Annotated in this window: 15 protein-coding genes, 1 tRNA gene and 1 pseudogene; 5 read left to right on the forward strand and 12 right to left on the reverse strand. The window is 69.5% G+C overall.

The features are described 5' to 3' along the window. Positions 1-723: 723 nt before the first annotated feature. Positions 724-2,181 carry an MBL fold metallo-hydrolase gene (locus EAS64_RS42285; RefSeq protein ID WP_246116154.1) on the reverse strand — a complete coding sequence of 486 codons (1,458 nt, stop codon included), beginning with the start codon at positions 2,179-2,181 and terminating at the stop codon, positions 724-726. A 147-nt stretch (positions 2,182-2,328) separates the two neighbouring features. Beyond that, entirely contained in the window at positions 2,329-2,538 is a 210-nt protein-coding gene (locus tag EAS64_RS42290) for a thioredoxin domain-containing protein (protein ID WP_222850030.1), read from the reverse strand. A 134-nt stretch (positions 2,539-2,672) separates the two neighbouring features. Here EAS64_RS42290 and EAS64_RS44300 point away from each other — a divergent pair. Continuing rightward, positions 2,673-2,762 (forward strand): annotated as a pseudogene (locus tag EAS64_RS44300) (transposase); the annotation flags it as partial. A gap of 115 nt (positions 2,763-2,877) precedes the next feature. Here the strand turns inward: EAS64_RS44300 and EAS64_RS45340 are convergent. The 5 genes from EAS64_RS45340 to EAS64_RS42315 form a co-directional block, all read right to left on the reverse strand. After that, positions 2,878-3,111 carry an amidohydrolase family protein gene (locus EAS64_RS45340; protein WP_222850035.1) on the reverse strand — a complete coding sequence of 78 codons (234 nt, stop codon included), beginning with the start codon at positions 3,109-3,111 and terminating at the stop codon, positions 2,878-2,880. A 616-nt stretch (positions 3,112-3,727) separates the two neighbouring features. Continuing rightward, on the reverse strand, positions 3,728-4,423 hold the full coding sequence (locus tag EAS64_RS42305; protein WP_145862364.1) for a mechanosensitive ion channel family protein: 696 nt from the start codon (positions 4,421-4,423) through the stop codon (positions 3,728-3,730). Between the two features lie 602 nt (positions 4,424-5,025). Then, positions 5,026-5,205 (reverse strand): hypothetical protein, encoded by a 180-nt coding sequence (locus tag EAS64_RS42310; protein WP_145862365.1) that lies wholly within the window; start codon positions 5,203-5,205, stop codon positions 5,026-5,028. A 107-nt stretch (positions 5,206-5,312) separates the two neighbouring features. Continuing rightward, positions 5,313-5,645, reverse strand: a complete 333-nt coding sequence (locus tag EAS64_RS45345; protein WP_222850031.1) for a hypothetical protein — start codon at positions 5,643-5,645, stop codon at positions 5,313-5,315. Continuing rightward, a complete protein-coding gene (locus EAS64_RS42315) occupies positions 5,564-6,646 on the reverse strand; it encodes a transposase domain-containing protein (protein WP_222850032.1) in 1,083 nt (360 codons plus the stop codon). The genes EAS64_RS45345 and EAS64_RS42315 overlap by 82 nt, the downstream gene beginning before the upstream one ends. Before the next feature lie 74 nt (positions 6,647-6,720). Between EAS64_RS42315 and EAS64_RS42320 the strand changes: the two genes are divergently transcribed. After that, on the forward strand, positions 6,721-7,806 hold the full coding sequence (locus EAS64_RS42320) for an IS630 family transposase (protein ID WP_145862366.1): 1,086 nt from the start codon (positions 6,721-6,723) through the stop codon (positions 7,804-7,806). Positions 7,807-8,217: 411 nt separating this feature from the next. Here EAS64_RS42320 and EAS64_RS42325 read toward each other — a convergent pair whose 3' ends face one another. Further along, entirely contained in the window at positions 8,218-8,688 is a 471-nt protein-coding gene (locus EAS64_RS42325; RefSeq protein ID WP_145862367.1) for a MarR family winged helix-turn-helix transcriptional regulator, read from the reverse strand. Positions 8,689-8,832: 144 nt separating this feature from the next. Between EAS64_RS42325 and EAS64_RS42330 the strand changes: the two genes are divergently transcribed. Beyond that, positions 8,833-9,738: an alpha/beta hydrolase gene (locus tag EAS64_RS42330; protein ID WP_145862368.1), complete on the forward strand. Its 906-nt coding sequence runs from the start codon at positions 8,833-8,835 to the stop codon at positions 9,736-9,738. Positions 9,739-10,125: 387 nt separating this feature from the next. On the opposite strand, the gene EAS64_RS42335 is transcribed toward EAS64_RS42330, so the two are convergent. From EAS64_RS42335 to EAS64_RS42350, 4 genes are all read right to left on the reverse strand, one after another. Continuing rightward, positions 10,126-11,582 (reverse strand): IS3 family transposase gene (locus tag EAS64_RS42335; RefSeq protein WP_439333595.1). Its coding sequence is split into 2 segments (ribosomal slippage): positions 10,126-11,216 and positions 11,216-11,582, totalling 1,458 coding nucleotides; the frame shifts between segments, so codons are not numbered across the junction. Positions 11,583-12,103: 521 nt separating this feature from the next. Beyond that, entirely contained in the window at positions 12,104-12,952 is an 849-nt protein-coding gene (locus EAS64_RS46585; RefSeq protein ID WP_246116155.1) for a DUF2637 domain-containing protein, read from the reverse strand. 225 nt (positions 12,953-13,177) lie between these two features. Continuing rightward, positions 13,178-14,452, reverse strand: a complete 1,275-nt coding sequence (locus tag EAS64_RS42345; RefSeq protein WP_145862369.1) for a tyrosine-type recombinase/integrase — start codon at positions 14,450-14,452, stop codon at positions 13,178-13,180. A gap of 112 nt (positions 14,453-14,564) precedes the next feature. Further along, positions 14,565-14,636, reverse strand: a tRNA-Val gene (locus tag EAS64_RS42350). A gap of 215 nt (positions 14,637-14,851) precedes the next feature. On the opposite strand from EAS64_RS42350, the gene EAS64_RS42355 reads away from it, so the two are divergent. Together EAS64_RS42355 and EAS64_RS42360 are read left to right on the forward strand one after the other, a co-directional pair. Further along, positions 14,852-16,312, forward strand: coding sequence for an aromatic amino acid ammonia-lyase (locus tag EAS64_RS42355; protein ID WP_145862370.1), 1,461 nt, complete (start codon positions 14,852-14,854; stop codon positions 16,310-16,312). Positions 16,313-16,492: 180 nt separating this feature from the next. Beyond that, positions 16,493-17,485 (forward strand): aldo/keto reductase, encoded by a 993-nt coding sequence (locus tag EAS64_RS42360; protein ID WP_145862371.1) that lies wholly within the window; start codon positions 16,493-16,495, stop codon positions 17,483-17,485. The last annotated feature ends 38 nt before the right edge of the window (positions 17,486-17,523 follow it).

Consider the following 17,523-nt stretch of genomic DNA (forward strand, 5'->3'; position numbering starts at 1 on the left):
CTGGCAGCTACCCGGACCGGACTCACACCGGCAAGCGACGACGAGCTTACGAACACGAAGATCCACCGTGGCTTACGTCACGGTCTCACCTCCCATTCCGCTGGGCGCACGAAAGATCGAGGTTAACAGGTATGTGCCTGGAGAATTGCGGCCGGCTAACGACCGCTACGCCGAAAAATATCAGGAGAAACGTCAGCCAATGGTGCATTACTCCTTACCGGGACCTATTTGGCGAATGTTTGCAAACCGTCGGCTTAGCCTTCGTTGGGTTCGAATCCAACACCTGCGACCACGCTGAAACGCCAGTCCCGCACGCTACGGTGTCCCTCACACGAGACCCTGGCCTGCTTCCGGGACTGCCACGGCCATGGAAAACGCGGCTATACCGCCTCGGCGACAGCATCCGGCGAGACGTCTGCCCAGCTAAATCGGCTGCGGGAACCTAACCGCGTACTGGACTCTTAATCCTGCCGATCGTGAGTTGTGAGCGAGCGCCGTAACGAATGATCTGAGCTTGACTCGCCACGCGATCCTTCCGGCTACCGGCCGATCCTATTCGGCGGCGCAGCGGCCGCCGGAGCGGCATACCATGACGATGCGCCCTGCATGGGGGAGCTCGTGGCGGCGCGCCTGAACCTCGTCCATCGGGATCAGAATCGCCTGGGGCGCGTGCCGCTTCGCCATTCGCCGGGCTCCCGCACGTCCAGGAGGATGGCTCCTTCATCAAGCAACCCCGCAGTCCGGCGCTGACTGCAGCGTTCTGGCCGCCATGATGAGGTCCGCATCATGAGCAACCGGAAGCCCGGCCCCCTGCCAGGCGCAGTAGCCGCCGAGCAGGTCGGAGACGTCCTGGAACCCGGCCGCGGCCAGTCGGCTGGCCGCCACCACCGAGCGGTAGCCGCTGGCGCAGTAGGCGACCATGGGCCGATCACGGTCGAGCCCGTCCAGCGAGTCAGCCAGGACTGCCAGCGGGATCTCGACCGCCCCGGGTATCGTCCCGCCCGCGGTCTCGGCGGCCCCGCGGACGTCGACCAGCTGCAGGTCCGGTTCCAGGCCGCGCAACTCGGCCAGCTGCGCGATAGTGAGCCGGGAGCTGCGCTCGGCCAGCTCAGGCCGGGCGGCGAACACGGAAGCGGGATCGGTCAGCTGACCCTCCACTCGATTCAGCCCGACCCGGGCCAGGCGGACCTTGGCTTCGGCGGCGAGCGCCGGGTCGCTCACCAGCACGATGTCCCGGTCGGGCGAGAGGATATTACCCGCCCACTCGGCGAAGCGGCCCTGCAACCCGATGTTCACCGCACCGGCCAGGTGGGCGGCCGCGAAGTCGGCCGGCTCCCGGGCGTCGAGGAGAATCGCGCCAGCCTCCTGCCTGGCCAGGACATCCTCGAGGTCGAGCAGTTCGGGCGCGTGCTCGTCGAGCAGCGGGTGCCCCTCCCGGTTGGCGCAGGCGTCGAAGGCAAAGTAGCGGGGGCGGGCAGACTGGCCCTCGGTGACCGCGGCGACGAAGGCGTCCTCGGTCAAGCCCTGCAGCGCGTAGTTGACCCGCCGCTGCTCCCCGATCGTCGAGGTCGTCTCCGTGGACAGCGCCTTGCCGAACGCCGAGCCCGGCCCGTGGGCCGGGTAGACGCGGGTGGCATCGGGGAGCACCAGGAGCTTGCCGCGCAGCGAGCGGTACAGGCGCCGCGCCAGCGCCTCGGCGGACAGTTCCGCGCCGGCCGAGGCGAACAGGTCGGGACGCCCCACATCGCCGACGAACAAGGTGTCCCCGGTCAGCACGCCGTGCGGCGCCGGATCATCCGGGTGCTCCCACACGACCACGCAGATCGACTCGGGCGTGTGGCCCGGCGTGGCCAGGATCTCCAGGGTCACCTCCCCCAGCGACAGGCGCTGCCCGTCGTGCAACGGCTCGACGGGGAAGCCCACGCCGGCGCCGGCCCCGTAGGAGATGACCGCTCCGGTCCGGTCGGCCAGCTCCAGGTGCCCGCTGAGGAAGTCGGCGTGGACATGGGTCTCGATAACCCGCTCGATCCGCAGCCCCCGCTCGGCGGCCTCCTGCAAGTAGACGCCGACGTCGCGGCGGGGATCGACGACGACCGCCCGCCCAGTGGTCTCATCGCCAATCAGGTAGGAGGCGTGGGACAGGCACGCCAGGTAATGCTGGGTGAGGATCGCCTCAATCACCTTCCTGGTCGGACAGCCCGGGCAGGAAGTGCGGCAGGCTGCCGGCCTCTGCGACGTTGTGCTGGCGCCATCTCTCGAGGAAGCCATCCGATACGGCGACAATGCGCCTGCTGCGCTTGCCGACGGTGACGAGTTCGTTCGCTTCGCTCAGTGCGGCTGCGGCACGATGCGGATGTAGGGCTTGGGCTCTTTCCAGTCGCCGAAGATCTGCCTGGCCTCGTCGTTGGAGACCGAGCCGGCGATGAAGACGTCTTCGCCCGGCTTCCAGTTGACCGGGGTGGCGACGCGGTGCCTGGCTGTCAGCTGCAGCGAGTCGATCACCCGCAGGACCTCGTCGAAGTTGCGCCCGGTGGTCATCGGATACAGCGAAACTGTATGGGATGCTGCCGGGCGGCACCTCGGGCGACGCCAAGGCCCGCACGCCGGCCGACAACCAGGCCGTCCGCAACGTGTTCGTCATCGGCCCGGACAAGAAGATCAAGATGATCCTGGTGTACGCGGTGGTGTTCATCGACGCGATTAACGTGAAGATCCGCGAGGGCCAGGTCGCGAACCGTCCTATCTACCTGGCCCTGGGGGTCCAAGCAGGTCGTCGTAGGCGGGGTCGTCGAGCGGGCGGGGGCCGGTCCGCCCGTGAATCATGGCGCCGACGTGACCCAGCTGGGTGGCGCATCGTTCGAGTTCGGCGGCGGCGGCCTACGGGTCGCTGGTCGGCAGGGTCGCGAACGCGCGGAAGCGGGCCGGATGCGCGCGGACGGCGCTGGCGGCCTGGTCGTTGGCGTCCCGGGCCAGCGCGACGGCCTCCCGGGCCGGGAGGGCCTGGGTGGCGGGGGTGACGACCGACAGGATCGAGACGTCGATCCCGGTGGCGTCCATCGCCTCGACCCGGCCCTGGCCGATGTCCTCGAGCCGGGCCTGGTTATCGCCCATGGTGTTGAAGGCGACACTTTCGTCACGCCCCGTTCGGCAGGCGGTCGAGCGCGTCGCGGATGCCGGCGCTGTTCCAGTGCTCTTCGATCGCGATGATCTTCACGTCCATGTCCTCCAGGTCATCAGGGGCAGGCCGCAGGCGCTACCAGCGGACGGTCTGACCCTGGTAGTCCAGGTATTGCAGCCGCGCATCCTCGGCGCGCGCCCGCAGCCCGATGCCAGCCAGGACCAGACTGCAAACCACATACGCAACGTAAACACGAAATCGGGGCACCGCCCATCTAGCCCGCTTGTGGCGTGCCGAGCCGGCTCGGTTAGCTCACCCTCTGACACGCCAGTCGCTCAGCGTGACGATCGCTGGTCACGGCCGCCGCGCGAGATCCGTTATGCACGCCGGTGCCAGTGACGGTTTGGCCGTCCGTGCCGCGCCCGAACGGGGCGCTATGTGGGCGGCCGGGGAGCTGACTCCGCGGCCGACTCCGGGACTGCCTGCTGGGTAGGGCCGATGCGGAAGGTGACCGCCGCTGCGGGCAGCGTGCTCGGCAAAGGCGGCGGCCTGCTCACCGGTCGGCTCCTGCGGGCGATCTCGATGCTCCCACCCGGGCAGAGGGTGTGCTTAGTGCCCGTCAGGCGTGCTGTTGCCTGCTGGTCCTATCGCAGCCGCCAGAACCTGGGAATTGGGCAGGTGGAACGGCCCGTCAGGGGTATCCAGCCGGACGTAGGTGATGCCGATCTCGGTCACGGTTCCGAGGAACTGGCCGCCCAGTGGGCCTGACGTGAGCCGCACCTGGTCACCGACGTCGACCGGCCGGGCGAGCAGCAGGACGTTGCCGGCGAACAGGTTGGAGAGGCTCTGCTGGGCGGCGATGCCGACCAGCACGGTGGCGAACCCGGCGCCGACCAGAAGCTGCATGACCGCGATGTTGAACAGCTGCAGGGTGATGAGGATAGTGGCCAGGCTGCCGAGCAGGACGATGGCGTAGCGGATCACGGCGGCGTGTGAGGTACCGATCTTCGGCTGCAGCGCCTCGCGGGCCTTGGCTGCTAGCCCGACCGTAGCCAGGGCCGCGAGCAAGCAGAAGGCCACTGCCGCGGCGTCGGCTAGGACCTCGGTCCCGGTGTGGCCAAGCGCCCGGAAAGTCGTTTGGTAGAAAGCCGGGCTGGATGCGGCTGTGCGAGCCGAACGGGATATGGTCGCCGCGATCACCGCGAAGACGAGGGCGAAGACGGACCGCCACGGCCGGGCATGCGACTTGACCTTGGCCGCATTCTGGCGTGCCGCGTCGATCTGCCGTCTCTCCTTGAGGTCCATCCTGGTGATCCTCCCTCGATCGCGTTTCGGGCTGGACGTCCTGCCCGGCCGGCGCGGACGTCCCTGGTCGTGCCCATGAAGTGATACCTTCCGTGCCAGATGAAGCGGCCGACCGCCGCCCCCAATGCCAGTCCACTCCGCCGGCGGGCAAAGCCCAAGAAAGCGCCGACTGTCATGACATTGGCCTGCCCTAGAGGATCATCTACGGTCTCCTTCTGCTGAGTGTCCGATCACCGCCCGGCCGACTCGCGGACCGAGTCTCCGCGAGTCGGCCGGCATCTTCGGGATTTAGCCGAGTCCGATCTGCTGTGCCTGCAGTGCGGAGTCCCAGAAGGCGGAGATGGCGATGAGCTGGTCGCCCTGCCACTTGCTGGTCTGGCCGAAGTCCATCGAAACCGTCTACTCATATCGGCTTGGGAAGGATCCTCGGGCGAGGCAGGGCAGCACTCATTCGTCGGGAGACGCTGGGTTAACCTTGGAGTGAGTACTAAGAATAGGGCACGAGATCCCGCCCTGGGCCGTTCCGGCTTCGGGAGGTACCGCCAGCAGGCAGACTCCGCCGAGCCGGCACAGCGGGTCATGGGTAGCGCAGTGGTGCAGGGTCAAGCCCGCCCCAGTGAGCGAGCGGCTACGTCGCGTGCCAGCGACGCCAGCGGATCAGTGTCGCCGAGCCGGTATCCGTAGTTGTTCAGCAGCCGGGACTGTGCCTCCGCGAATTCCACGTTCCCGGCGGCAGCACGCTGCGCAGCGAGGTCAGGCTGACCGAGATCAGTGTGAGACATGCTGGTCCTCCGTGATCAGCGAGGAGGAACCGGGCAGGCCGCAAGCCTACATATCCTGCCCGGCTCCTCAACGCGGCCGGGCGCGGGTTATTGGCAAGGCCGGTTAGTTAAGGTTCGTCGCCGGATGTCAAGGGGACGCCGAGGATGGCGATGGCGATGGAGGCCTTGCGGGTTGCGCGGTCGACCTTGCCTTTAGCGTTGTACCTGGACATGGCGCGCTTGACGACGCGGGGGCTGACCCGCGTCTGCCTGCCGGGCATCAGGCTGGCCAGGACGAGCCGGCCGATTGCCCCGGCCAGGTCAGTGGCGGGGCCGGCGAGGACGCCGGCGGCGAGGATGACCTGATCGCGGGCGGCGTTCAGGGCGACGGTGAAGCTGGCCCGGTCGGGGTCGGTGCCGGGAGCGGTGCCGGCGGCGTCGGCGATCGCGGTGCGCAGCACCTGGTAGGTGACCAGCAGGGCGTAGACCTCCTGGTCGATTCCGCCGGGCGTGCGGGCGCGCAGGACCCGGCCGCCCAGGATGGTGGACTTGAGCTTGAAGTAGGCGGTCTCGACCTCCCAGCGCTCATGGTAAGGACAGCGGCCTCGCCGGCGGGGTAGCGGGCTGGGTCGAGGAGGGTGGTGACCAGCCGGCAGCAGCTGGCGGCGTGCCCGGCGCTAGTGGTCACGGTGATCTCGGCGTCGATGACCCGGACCGGGACGCCGCCGAATCGCGACAGCCAGGATCCGTCGGGGAGGCGCCGCAGGACAGGGAATCCGGGGGCTCCCCTCCCGCTCCGGACCCGGATCAGGAAGTCCGCCCTGGTCCCCGCGATCTGCGCGGCCAGGAACCCGGCGCCGAAGCCGCGGTCGGCGAGCAGGACCATTCCCGCGTGCAGGCTGGCGAGCAGGCCCGGGGCGTAGGTGGTCTCGCCTGCCGAGACAGGGCCGAACACGGCGCCGATGACGTTGCGGGTGCCGCAGCTGACCAGGACCAGCAGCCGCAGCATCGGGTAGCCGGAGGCGCCGTTCGGGCCGCCGCGCTGCTTGGAGTAGACGGCCAGGTTCGCCTCGCTGTCGGCGACGGTCATGATCGTGCCGTCGATCGCGACCGCCAGCAGCCCCCGCCACCGCGCCCCGCCGGGAGCCGGGCCGCGCAGCAGCGCGAGCAGCTCGCGCAGCGGCCCGGGCCCTAGACGCCGGCGTGCCTGGGTCATCGCGGACGCGGTCGGCGCCGCGGCGTCCAGCCCGTCCAGCCCCGCCGTGAGCCGGTGCCAGACCTGACCGTAGCCCAGCTCGGCGAACAGGCACCCCGCCAGCAGCAGGTAAACCACCACCCGGGCCGGAAGGTCACGGACCCGGCGCTCCACCCGGCACGTCTGCTCCAGCACCGCGTCGACCATCTCGAACGGCACCTGCTGGGTCAGCTCGCCTAGTGTGCCGGTCCTGAGTTCAAAGGGCATCACACGAGTCGTTTCGCGTCCCAGTTTCCGGTTCCGGGCTTTCGCCGGGCTGGCGGATGCGTTCTGCTGAGGGCATGCCAGATCCGAGACTGGAGCCGCTGGTGCTGTCGGAAGACGAGCGGCGCATTTTAGAGAACTGGGTCAAGCGGCGCAGTACCGCACAGGGCCTTGCGCTGCGGGCGCGGGTCGTGCTGGCCTGCGCCCAGGGCGGCAGCAACGTCGCAGTCGCGGCGCGGCTGGGCGTCGACCGGAAGACGGTCACCAGGTGGCGGGCGCGGTTCTTGCGCGAACGGCTGGACGGGCTGCACGACGAGCCGCGCCCGGGGGTTCCGCGCACGATCACCGACGCCCAGGTGGAAGAGGTGATCGTGCGGACCCTGGAAGAGGTCCCGGCAGGCGCCACGCACTGGTCCAAGCGCGAGCTGGCGCGCCGGGTCGGGATCTCGCCGACATCCGTGCACCGGATCTGGCGGTCCTTCGGGCTGCAGCCGCATTGCACGGAGGACTTCAAGATCTCCCCGGATCCGCTGCTCCTCGACAAGATCCGCGATGTCGTCGGCCTGTACCTGGCGCCGCCGGCGAACGCCGCGGTCTTCGCAGTCGACGAGAAGCCGCAGATCCAGGCCCTGCAGCGGACCGCCCCGGTGCTCCCGATGATCCCCGGAGTGCCCGAGCGTCGCAGCCGTGACTACGTCCGGCACGGCACCATCGACCTGTTCGCCGCGCTGAATACCGCCACCGGCAAGGTCATCGGCAAGCTGTCCGCCCAGCACCGGGCCGTCGACTTCCGCGACTTCCTCGACGACATCGACCGCCAGGTCACCCCCGGCCTGGACATCCACGTCATCTGCGACAACCTCTCAGCCCACAAGGCCCCGGTAGTCCAGAAGTGGCTGCTGACCCATCCCAGGGTCCAGCTGCACTTCACCCCGACCTACTCCTCCTGGATCAGCCAGGTCGAGCGGTGGTTCGCCGAACTGCAGCGCCGCTGCCTGGACCGCGGCGTGTTCTGCTCCCTCGACGAGCTCACCGCCGCGCTCGAGGAATGGATCGAGCTCTGGAACGCCACCGCCCGGCCCTTCAAGTGGACCAAGACCGCCGACCAGATCATCGACCGCATCTGCCGCTACTGCACGCGCGTCTCAGGACCGGGACACTAGGTGACCTGGTGCGAACCGCCCTCCGGCCACCGTCACGGCACGGGTAATGACACACTGATCCACGGCGGGGCTCCAGGTGACGAGGCTGCCTTTGGCGGACAAACCTCACTTACCGGAGTCCCGCTGCCACCTCACCAACCGACACACCTTGACAGCCAGGCAACTCACTTAACTAACCGGCCTTGGTGTTAACGGGTGGCACGGCATCTACCAGGACAACCGCTAGGTTGAGCGCAGCAGTCGCCGGGCCGCGGCGACTGCCAGATCATGCGGGGAACGCTGTGGCGGGCCGAGTTCGATGACGTGCGCCGCTCCAGCTCCTTGCCGCTGAGAAGGCCTGCCCAGATCAGAGGCGCCATGCCGGGCCGAGATGCCTGTCACTGGACGGTGGCGCTGGTCGTCGGGGAACGCCTAGCTTCGCTTCGAGGCCCCGCCAGCCGCGGAGCTGACTGCCTGGGTGGCCGCGGACCGGCGGAGCGTGCTGAGGGCATCGGCCATATGCGTGAGGGCGGTACCGGGCAGCGGAGCCCGCAGCAGGCGGTCGAGCTCGCGGTCGAAGACGGGGGCGGCGACGCGCAGGAGTTCCACGCCCTTGGGGGTCAGCTCCACGATCGATGAGCGCCGGTCGGAGGGATTGGCCCGGCGCGCGCACAGGCCGGCGGATTCGAGGCGGTCGACGGCCTGGCTGGCGCCGCCCACGGTGATCGCGATCGCCCGGGCGATGTCGTGGACGCGGCACAGCGGTGTCGCGTCGATGACGAGCATGCCGTTCAGGCTCGCGAGACCGATGCCGCACTCGTCCTGCAGCCGCCCGTCGACCGCCCCCCACAGGATCGTCTCGAACCGCACCAGGTCATCAAATACCTGCCGCAGATCAGTCACGTCGCCTCCCGTCCCGGGTCACCCGCACAATCTAGCATAGAGCTAACTAGCTTGACAGTAATTAAATTATGGCTAATCTAAATTTTGTACCCGGCCCAGCCGCCGGGGCACCCGCCCCGGCCCGCCACGATGAAAGGAACGGCAATGACCGCCCAGCAGCGCGACATGGTCGACCAGATCCTCCGTAACGCCCCGTTCGATCTCGGCGGGGACGTCGCGGCCCAGCGCCCCCTCCTCGAGCAGATGCTCACCGCGCAGCCCCTGCCGGCCGACGTCCGCATGACGCCCGGAAACCTGGGCGGCATCCCCGTGATCTTCATCGACATCGCCGGCGTCGAGCCGTGCGGCATTATCTTCCACATTCACGGCGGCGGCTTCGCGCTCGGCTCGGCGGGAGGATCCGCGGGGCTGGCGTCCAGCCTGGCCCGCAAGGCGGGCATGCGCGCCGTGTCGGTCGACTACCGGCTCGCGCCCGAGCACCCCTACCCGGCCGCGCTCCAGGACGTCACCGCCGCCTACCGCGCCCTGGCCGAGCAGGCCGGCAGCGCCGGCCGCATCGTCGTATCGGGCGAGTCGGCCGGCGGCAACCTCGCCATCGAGCTCCTCATCGCCGGCAAGGCCGAGGGCCTGACGATGCCCGCGGCGGCCCTGCTGCTCTCCCCGATGACCGACCTCACCGTGACCGGCAGCAGCTACGCCGGCAAGGCGCACGCCGACCCGGCCATCAGCGCCCAGGCCATCCGCACCCGGGCCGCAGACTACCTGGCCGGCACAGACCCGGCCGACCCCCTGGTCAGCCCCATCTTCGCCGACCTCTCCGGACTGCCGCCGCTGCTGATCCAGGCCGGATCGCACGAGGTGCTCCTCGACGACGCCACCCGCCTCGCGGTGAAGGCCGCAGCCGACGACGTGGCCGTCATCCTGGACATCACCCCCGGCGTCCCGCACGTCTTCCAGGCATTCGCCGCCCTCCTCGACGAAGGCGACGCCGCCCTCAACCGGGCCGCCCGGTTCGTCAGGGACACCACCGCCCAGAAGGCTGCCGCCTGACGAGCGCCACCTTCACCACCGGACACGCACGGGCTGCCTCCATTGAGACCCTGGCCGCAATGAGCCGGGATCACTGCGACAGGGCCGACTCAGCGGACGGGACGTGTTCGGGGAGCTGTCGCCGGGACGGCCAGATTCAGGTGCCGGGCCGCTCGATGGTGCGGTCCTCAATGCCCGGCAGTATTCACCACGGAAGTGGTCCGTGGTGAATACGTGGTTAAATCCCCAGCGAAACAAGTGGTGAAGTAGGCGTTTGCACAGGTAGAAAGGCGCAGGGGCAGTTGAGGGACGACCGGACTCATAATCTGCCGGTCGCCAGGCCGACGCCGTAATGGGCGATCTGTACTTATTTCAACTGCGGAATCTGTCAACCTGAACGAGGCACCGTCACGCGAGCATTACTGAGTGCTGGTCTCCTTCTTCCTGGGGCGGGTTGATCCAGGATGTGCCTGGCAGTTTCGGCGGGGCGGGTGGCTTGCTGACGAAGCGCTCGGGGTGGGCGAGGTAGGCGGCGTCCAGGACCTGGGCGCGGGCGGCCCGGACGGCGGGGGCGTGGCCGTGGTGGATGTCGGCGGCGGTGTGCAGGCCGAGTCCGCCGTGATGGTGGTCGTTGTTGTACCAGCCGAAGAATTCCTGGCAGTGGGCGCGGGCTGCCTCGATGGTGGCGAACCGGGCGGGGAACGCCGGCCGGTATTTGAGGGTCTTGAACTGCGCTTCGGAGTACGGGTTGTCGTTGCTGACGTGGGGGCGGGAGTGGGACTGGGTGACGCCGAGGTCGGCGAGCAGCAGCGCGACGGGCTTGGAGGTCATGGAGGAGCCGCGGTCGGCGTGGAGGCTGAGCTGGCCGCGGGTGATCCCCTGCTTGGCGCAGGTCTCCGCGATGAGCTTCTCCGCCAGCACGGCGGACTCCCGGGTCGCGACCATCCAGCCGACGGCGTACCGGCTGTAGATGTCGAGGATGACGTAGAGGTGGTAGTAGGTCCATTTGACCGGGCCGTGGATCTTGGTGATGTCCCAGGAGTAGACCTGGTTCGGCCCGGTGGCGACGAGTTCGGGCTTGACCGCGGCGGGGTGCGTCGCCTGACGCCGCCGCTCGCGGCTTTCCCCGGCCTCGCGCAGCACCCGGTAGTAGGTGGACACCGATCCGAGGTAAGTTCCTTCATCCAGCAAGGTCGCCCATACCTCGTCCGGGGCCAGGTCAGCGAACCGGCTGCTGTGCAGCGCGTCCAGGATTGCCTTCCGCTCGGCGGGGGCCAGCGCCCGCGGCTGGGCCCGCTCCTTATGCGGGACCGAGGCCGGCCTGGGCGCTGGCGGGCTGATCCGGTGCCGCCGGTACCAGGTAGCCTGCGCCACGCCGGCCGCGCGGCAGGCCGCCCTGGTGCCGATCTGAGGCGCGAGCAGGGCGATCGCCTCGTCGGTCACGAACTCGACCCGTGCTCGGAGTCCGCGCCCTCGGAGATCGTCTCCAAGAGCGCCTGCAGTTTTGACTGCACATCGGCCACGAAGCGGGCCTTGGCCAGCTCCTGCTCCAGCTTGGCTTTCTCTTTCTGCAGCCGGGCGATCTGCGCGTCTCGCGGGTCGGCCGCCGGGCGTCCGGACGCCCGCGCCGGGCTCGCCGGGGCGCCGGCATCGCGGGCCCGCCGCCACTCGGTGATGAGACTGGAGTACAGGCCCTCCCGGCGCAGGATCGCGCCCTTCTCACCAGGCGCCGCCGCCTCGTAAGCGGCCAGGACTTCCTGCTTGTACTGCGCGGTGAACGTCCGCCGGCGGGCCTTCTCGGGCACCTCCGGATCCGGGCGCTCCTGCTCGCCGGTCACCCGTCCAGCATCGCCGGCCAGCGGCATGCGGTCGAGCGAGGTCATTGTCATCTAGGAAAGCGTCTCCGTCCCCGCCCTCGGGGAGTGTCAGTGGTTACTGAGGGGCGGGTGCCTCACGACAGCTTGGCAGAGAGGGCTGTCCGGCGGCCGACACGGGCCGCGAAAATAATCGGCAGCGACACGCCTGTGAAGCTGGAGACCATCGCGTAACCGGAGTCTGTGTCGCACTCACGATGGAGCGCGAGATGTCAGCGTCGTCGCCCGACTGCCAGACGGCGAAGGCCAGCAGGGAGGCGGGCGTCAGCGCGGATTACCCAATAGCCGTTGACAGCGCGGAAGCTGCCATATGACAGCTTGATGCCGCTCGATGTCGGGGCTGACGACAGGTCCTGGCAGACCCAGCACGACGACGCAAGACAGACTTAAGTCTCCGACCAGCTCGAATTAGGCCTAGCGTCACGCTGGGGATGAAACCGCCATGCATGGCATGGAAAACGTCTCGGTTGGTTCCGCGATGAGGCGGCAGCTGCAAGTAAGTCCTCCGCTTCTCAGCCCAGGAGCGCATTCTCCCGGGCTTCGGCCATACGGTGACGCGCCCAGCGGCGTGAGGTCGTCCCGAATGCCTCCGCAAGCCTGCGCTCCGACAACGGCATCCCCTCTAGGACGCTGGCACGGTAGGCGGCGACCGCGGCGACATTAATGCTGACCGTTCCGGGGGCGTCGCCGCGCCCTGGTGAACCGCCGCCATGGTCCGCACGGTCCGGTACGCCGCGGTTGGGCTTCTCCGCATGGTTCGCTTTCTCGCGACCATTCGTCCCTGGTCTGCGTACCAAGTCCGCCGGGCGGACCACGTGGTCCGGACCAGGCGCGTCGTCGGATAGACGGCTGGCGCCGCACTTGGGAGGGACCGCTCCGCTGGGCTCGCCCAGCGGCGTGACCTCGGGCTGATGCCGAGGCTCCGGATGATCCGCACCTGGCACGTGCTGGTCCGCCTCTGGTTCGTGGTCCGCTGCGCGGGCGGCTGCGGTCCGGATCATCCAGGCGAGCAGCTCGTATGAACCAACGAGCGCGACCGCGGGCCAAGCCGCTACCACCGCGCCGACTACGCCGTGGGACCAGCCCTGGGCCACGTTCACCGCGAGCGATGCGGCGATGCCGAGTGCGAGCATCCAGCGGGCCAGTCGCGGTACCGGCAGCCGGTGCCGGGCGGCGTAGAGGATCACCATGCTCGACGCATAAACCAGGCCGTCGATGGTGGCAGGCTCGAGCAGTGCGGTGACGCCGCTCTCGCCGTACTCGCGCACAACCGCGTAGGCGTGCCAGTAAGAGATGTACGCTGCGACGCCCGCTACGGCGAGAACGACGGCTGCGGTGGACGCGCGGATCGTACGATCCACACCGCCACGGCCTCGCGCAGCCGAAAGCGACCGCGGTCGGCGCCACGCTCTCTCCCCCGGGCGAAGGGCGGGCCCCCGCGCGTTCCCCCGCGTCGGACTTCAGGCGCGGCGAATGCGGTTCTGTCTGGCGAAGGTCAGTGAGCGACATGCTGTTCCTCCAGGAAGACGAGGAGGAGCCGGGCAGCTCACGGCTGCCGTATCCCGGCCCCATAGCGGCCGGGATGGTTATTCGGTGGCTGTGCGGGCGCGGTCGAGGACGCCGGCAGTGGAGCCGACGTACATGTCGAGCGTGATCCGGTAGTTGGAGTGGCCCGCCATGCGTGCCACGTCGGTGGCGTCAAGCTTCCACGCGAACAGAGCCGTGGTGCAGAACACATGCCGCAGGCTGTGCCAGGTCCAGGCGCACTCGACGTCCGCGCCCCGCCACCCAACGGCAAGGTAGGCCCGCTTGAGAACGTTGCGCTGGAAGTTGGACGACCGCCAGTACTTGCCTGTCGGAGACGGGTAAAGAAGACCGAGCGGGTTGGTTCCCGCCGCCTGCTCGGAGCGGGCGGCCACGACCCTGGCAGCGAGCTTGTCCGCGAGCGGATACCCGCCCGGCGTGCACCGGGGATAAATCGTCCTGCGGCGCTTGCGGTTCTTCGGCGCCTCAACGTAAAGATGCCCGGCGACCTCGACGACCTTGCGGTCCACCGTGATGGTGCGGGCCGAAGCGTCGACCTGGGAAATCGTGAGGGCGGTCAGCTCGCCCCAGCGCAGGCCGCTATAGGCGGCAGCGTTAGCCATCAGCTCGTCGCGGTCCCCGTGCCGTCCGGCGGCGAGTGCCTGGCCGAGTTTGACGACGTCGTCGTCGGACGGGATCTCGCCAGGTTCGATCCACAGCACGGACTCACCCGCCACGCTGACGTCAGGTGCGGGCAGCGCACGGTCTCCGGCCTGCCAGTGCACCTTCGCCAGCCGCGGGTTGGCCAGGTAACCGCCGTCGAGGCCGACAGTGACCAGAGCGGAGATCATGCCCCGCACCCGGTCGCCCTCCCCCGCGGTCGGTGCGGCGTTGACGATCGCCTGCGTGTGCTCGGTCTTGATGTCCTGGCAGGCGACCGAGGCAATGACCGGGGCGGCGAACCGCTCGCACAGCCGCTGTTGGGTGTGCGCGTGCTTGCGTGACCACCGGGCGCTGACCGGCAGGCGGTCCGGGTGCAGGTAATGCGTGATCAGGTCGGCGCCTGGCCGCCGCATGTTCGGCGCGTCAGCCGCCAGCCGGGCCGTGACCTTTTCCAGCTTGGCGGCCAGTTTCTCCTCGGTGGCCGCCTCGCACTGGTCGCGCTTCCCGGCCTCCTGCCAGACCGCTCGCCAGCGGCCGTGCTCGTTGCGGGCGGGGTACACGGTGATGCCGTGATCGAGCTCGATAACCTCGCCGTCGCCGCGGGTGGCCGCACGGCTGGCCCTGCCAGCGAGAACCTGGCCGGAGACAGGGCGGAGCGCTCCGCCCCGGGGCACTTGTGGGGATTTTGTGGGGATCTTGGCGACCGCGGTCGGAGCCTGCGCCACGAGACTTTACCTCTTCCTGCGTTATCGCAGGTGAGAGGGCTGACTGCAGGGACCTTCTCGGTGGGCGGTACTGGGCTCGAACCAGTGACCTGCCGGTTGTAAGCCGGCTGCTCTTCCGCTGAGCTAACCGCCCCCGATGCGTCCCGGCTGAACCAGGACGCGGAATCCCGTCTAGGGTACCGGCTCCAGACGGCACCGCGGTACGGCGACCGCTGGCTCGGGCCGCGGGGCGCCGAGTAATTCCCAAGTAATCTGATAGGACTTCTAGACAATAGATCTCGTCCGCCCGTCGCTTTGGCCATAGGATCAGCGGCATTTCCGGTATTGGAAACGGGCACGAGGGAGCGGATGCGGGTGCACACGAAGAGCCCGGTGGTGCTTGACGGCGCCACGCTGCGGTGCGACACGCTGGCCGCCGTAGCCCGCCGTGGCGTGCCGGTCACGGCAGCGCCTGACGCGGTGGCGCGGGCCGCGGTGGTGCACCGGGCCGCGCTCGACGCGGTGGGCACGCACGCCTTCTACGGCCGGACCACCGGGGTCGGCGCCAACCACGGGGTGGCCGTGCAGCCGGGGAACGGGCACGGCCTGCGGCTGCTGCGCAGCCATGCCGGCGGAGCGGGTGAGCCGGTTGCCGTCGATGTGGCGCGCGGCGCGCTGGCGATCAGGCTCAACCAGCTGGCGGCGGGCGGCTCCGGCGCCGACCCGGCCTGGATCGAGGCGGTGGCGACGGCGCTCAACGCCGGCCTGACCCCGGAGTTTCCCGTTCTCGGCGCGATCGGCACCGGCGACCTGACCGGGCTGGCGGCGACCGCGCTCGCGCTCATCGGCGAGCGGCCGTGGCGCGGCGCGAAGGGCCCGGTGCGGCGCGCGCTGCTCGCGCCCGCCGTGGCCGACGCCGACGCGCTCGCGTTCTTGTCGTCCAACGCGGTGACACTGGCGCAGGCCACGCTGGCGCACCACGACCTGGCCGCGCTGCTCGACGCGGAGCTGCGCATCGCGGCGCTTAGCCATCTCGCCCTGTCCGGCTCGGCGCAGCCGTACGCGAAAGCGGTGCAGGCGGCGCGGCCGCACCCGGGCCAACGGCGCACCGCGCGCCGGCTGCGCGAGCTGCTCGGCCCGGACGCCACCCGTCCCGGCGCCCGGGTGCAGGACCCGTACGGGCTGCGCGCGCTGCCCCAGGTACACGGTCCGGCGGCCGACGCGCTCGGCCAGGTCGAGCGGGTGCTGCACACCGAGCTGAACGCCGCCGCGGAGAACCCGCTGATCGACGTGCGGGGCGGCCAGGTGCTGCACAACGGCAACTTCCACGGCGCCTACCTCGCGCTCGCGCTGGACTGCGCCCGGCTGGCGCTGTGTGCCAATGCGGCGCTCTCCCCCGCCAGGCTAGCCGCGCTCACCGACCCGGAGCGTACCGGCCTGCGGCCGTTCCTCGCCGCAGGCCCCGAGGGCAGCTCGGGGATCATGGTCCTTGAGTACACGGCCAGCGCCGCGCTTGCCGAGCTTCGCCAGCTCGCCGCCCCGGCCTCGCTGGGCACCGCGGTGCTGTCGCGCGGGACCGAGGAGCACGCCGCCTTCTCGCCGCAGGCGGCCCGGGCGGCGGCTCGCATGGTGCCCCGGCTGCGCACCCTGCTCGCCTGCGAGCTGGTGGCCGCCGTCCGTGCGCTGCGCCAACGCGGCACCGAGCCGTCGGGCCCGGAGCTGCGCGCGGCGTACGGCCAGTGCCTCGACCGGCTGCCCGGCGGCCAGGACGACCATCCGCTTGACGCCGACATCGCCGCCGCCGAGCAGCTCATCGACGCCTGGGCATAGCCGGGCGGGCGCTGCGGCGATGCCTCGCGGCGGCCATCTCTCGTAGGTATTTGCTACCACGGGTATTGGCGTGACCGGTAACGGCAGACCCTCCCTCATGCCTGCCGGGTTGCATAGCGTCGAGCGGAGGCCGCCCTCCAGCACCACCAACACATCCATACCGAACGAAGGAGACAAGACATGAAAAAGCGCACCCTGGGCTCCGGTGGCCTGGAGGTTTCCGCCATCGGCTTCGGCTGCATGGGCATGAGCCAGAGCTTCGGCCCGAATCCGGGAGACCGCGGCCAGATGATGAACCTGCTGCGGTCCGCGGTCGACTTGGGCGTCACCTTCTTCGACACCGCCGAGGTCTACGGGCCTTATGTCAACGAGGAGCTCGTGGGCGAGGCCCTGGCTCCCGTACGCGACCAAGTGGTCATCGCCACCAAGTTCGGCTTCGCATTCGACGGTGACGGCCGCCAGACCGGGGTGTCCAGCGAGCCCGCGCACATCCGGCAAGCGGTAGAAGGGTCGCTGCGGCGGCTACGGACCGACCGGATCGACCTGCTGTACCAGCACCGCGTGGACCCGCAGGTGCCGATCGAGGACGTCGCCGGGACAGTCGGGGACCTGGTGGCAGCCGGGAAGGTAAGGCACTTCGGCCTGTCCGAGGCGGGCGTGCGCACCATCCGCCGCGCCCACGCGGTTCACCCGGTCACCGCGCTACAGAGCGAGTACTCGCTGTTCTGGCGCGACCTCGAGGGGGAGATCATCGCCGTCCTCGAGGAACTCGGCATCGGGCTGGTCCCGTTCAGCCCCCTTGGCCGGGGCTTCCTCACCGGGCGCATCGATCAGGCCACCGAGTTCGGCGCGGGCGACATCCGCGCCTCCCTTCCCCGGTTCACCGCCGAGGCACGAGCGGCCAACCAGGTGGTCGTCGACCTGCTCAGCAGCACCGCCGAGGCCAAGGGCGTCACACCCGCACAGGTCGCGCTGGCCTGGCTGCTCGCGCAGAAGCCGTGGATCGTCCCCATTCCCGGCACCAGGCGGCTGGAGCGCCTGGAGGAAAACCTCGGCGCCGTAGATGTTGAACTGACCCCCGGCGACCTCGCCGCGATCGGCGCCGCCGCCGACCAGATCACCGTCGAAGGCGACCGGTACCCGGAGGCCCTGCAGCGGCTAATCGACCGCTGACTCAGTAACCCGCCAGTAGCAGATATTCGAGGTCGAGG

This window comes from Trebonia kvetii, from assembly GCF_007827045.1.
Classification (GTDB): domain Bacteria; phylum Actinomycetota; class Actinomycetes; order Streptosporangiales; family Streptosporangiaceae; genus Trebonia; species Trebonia kvetii.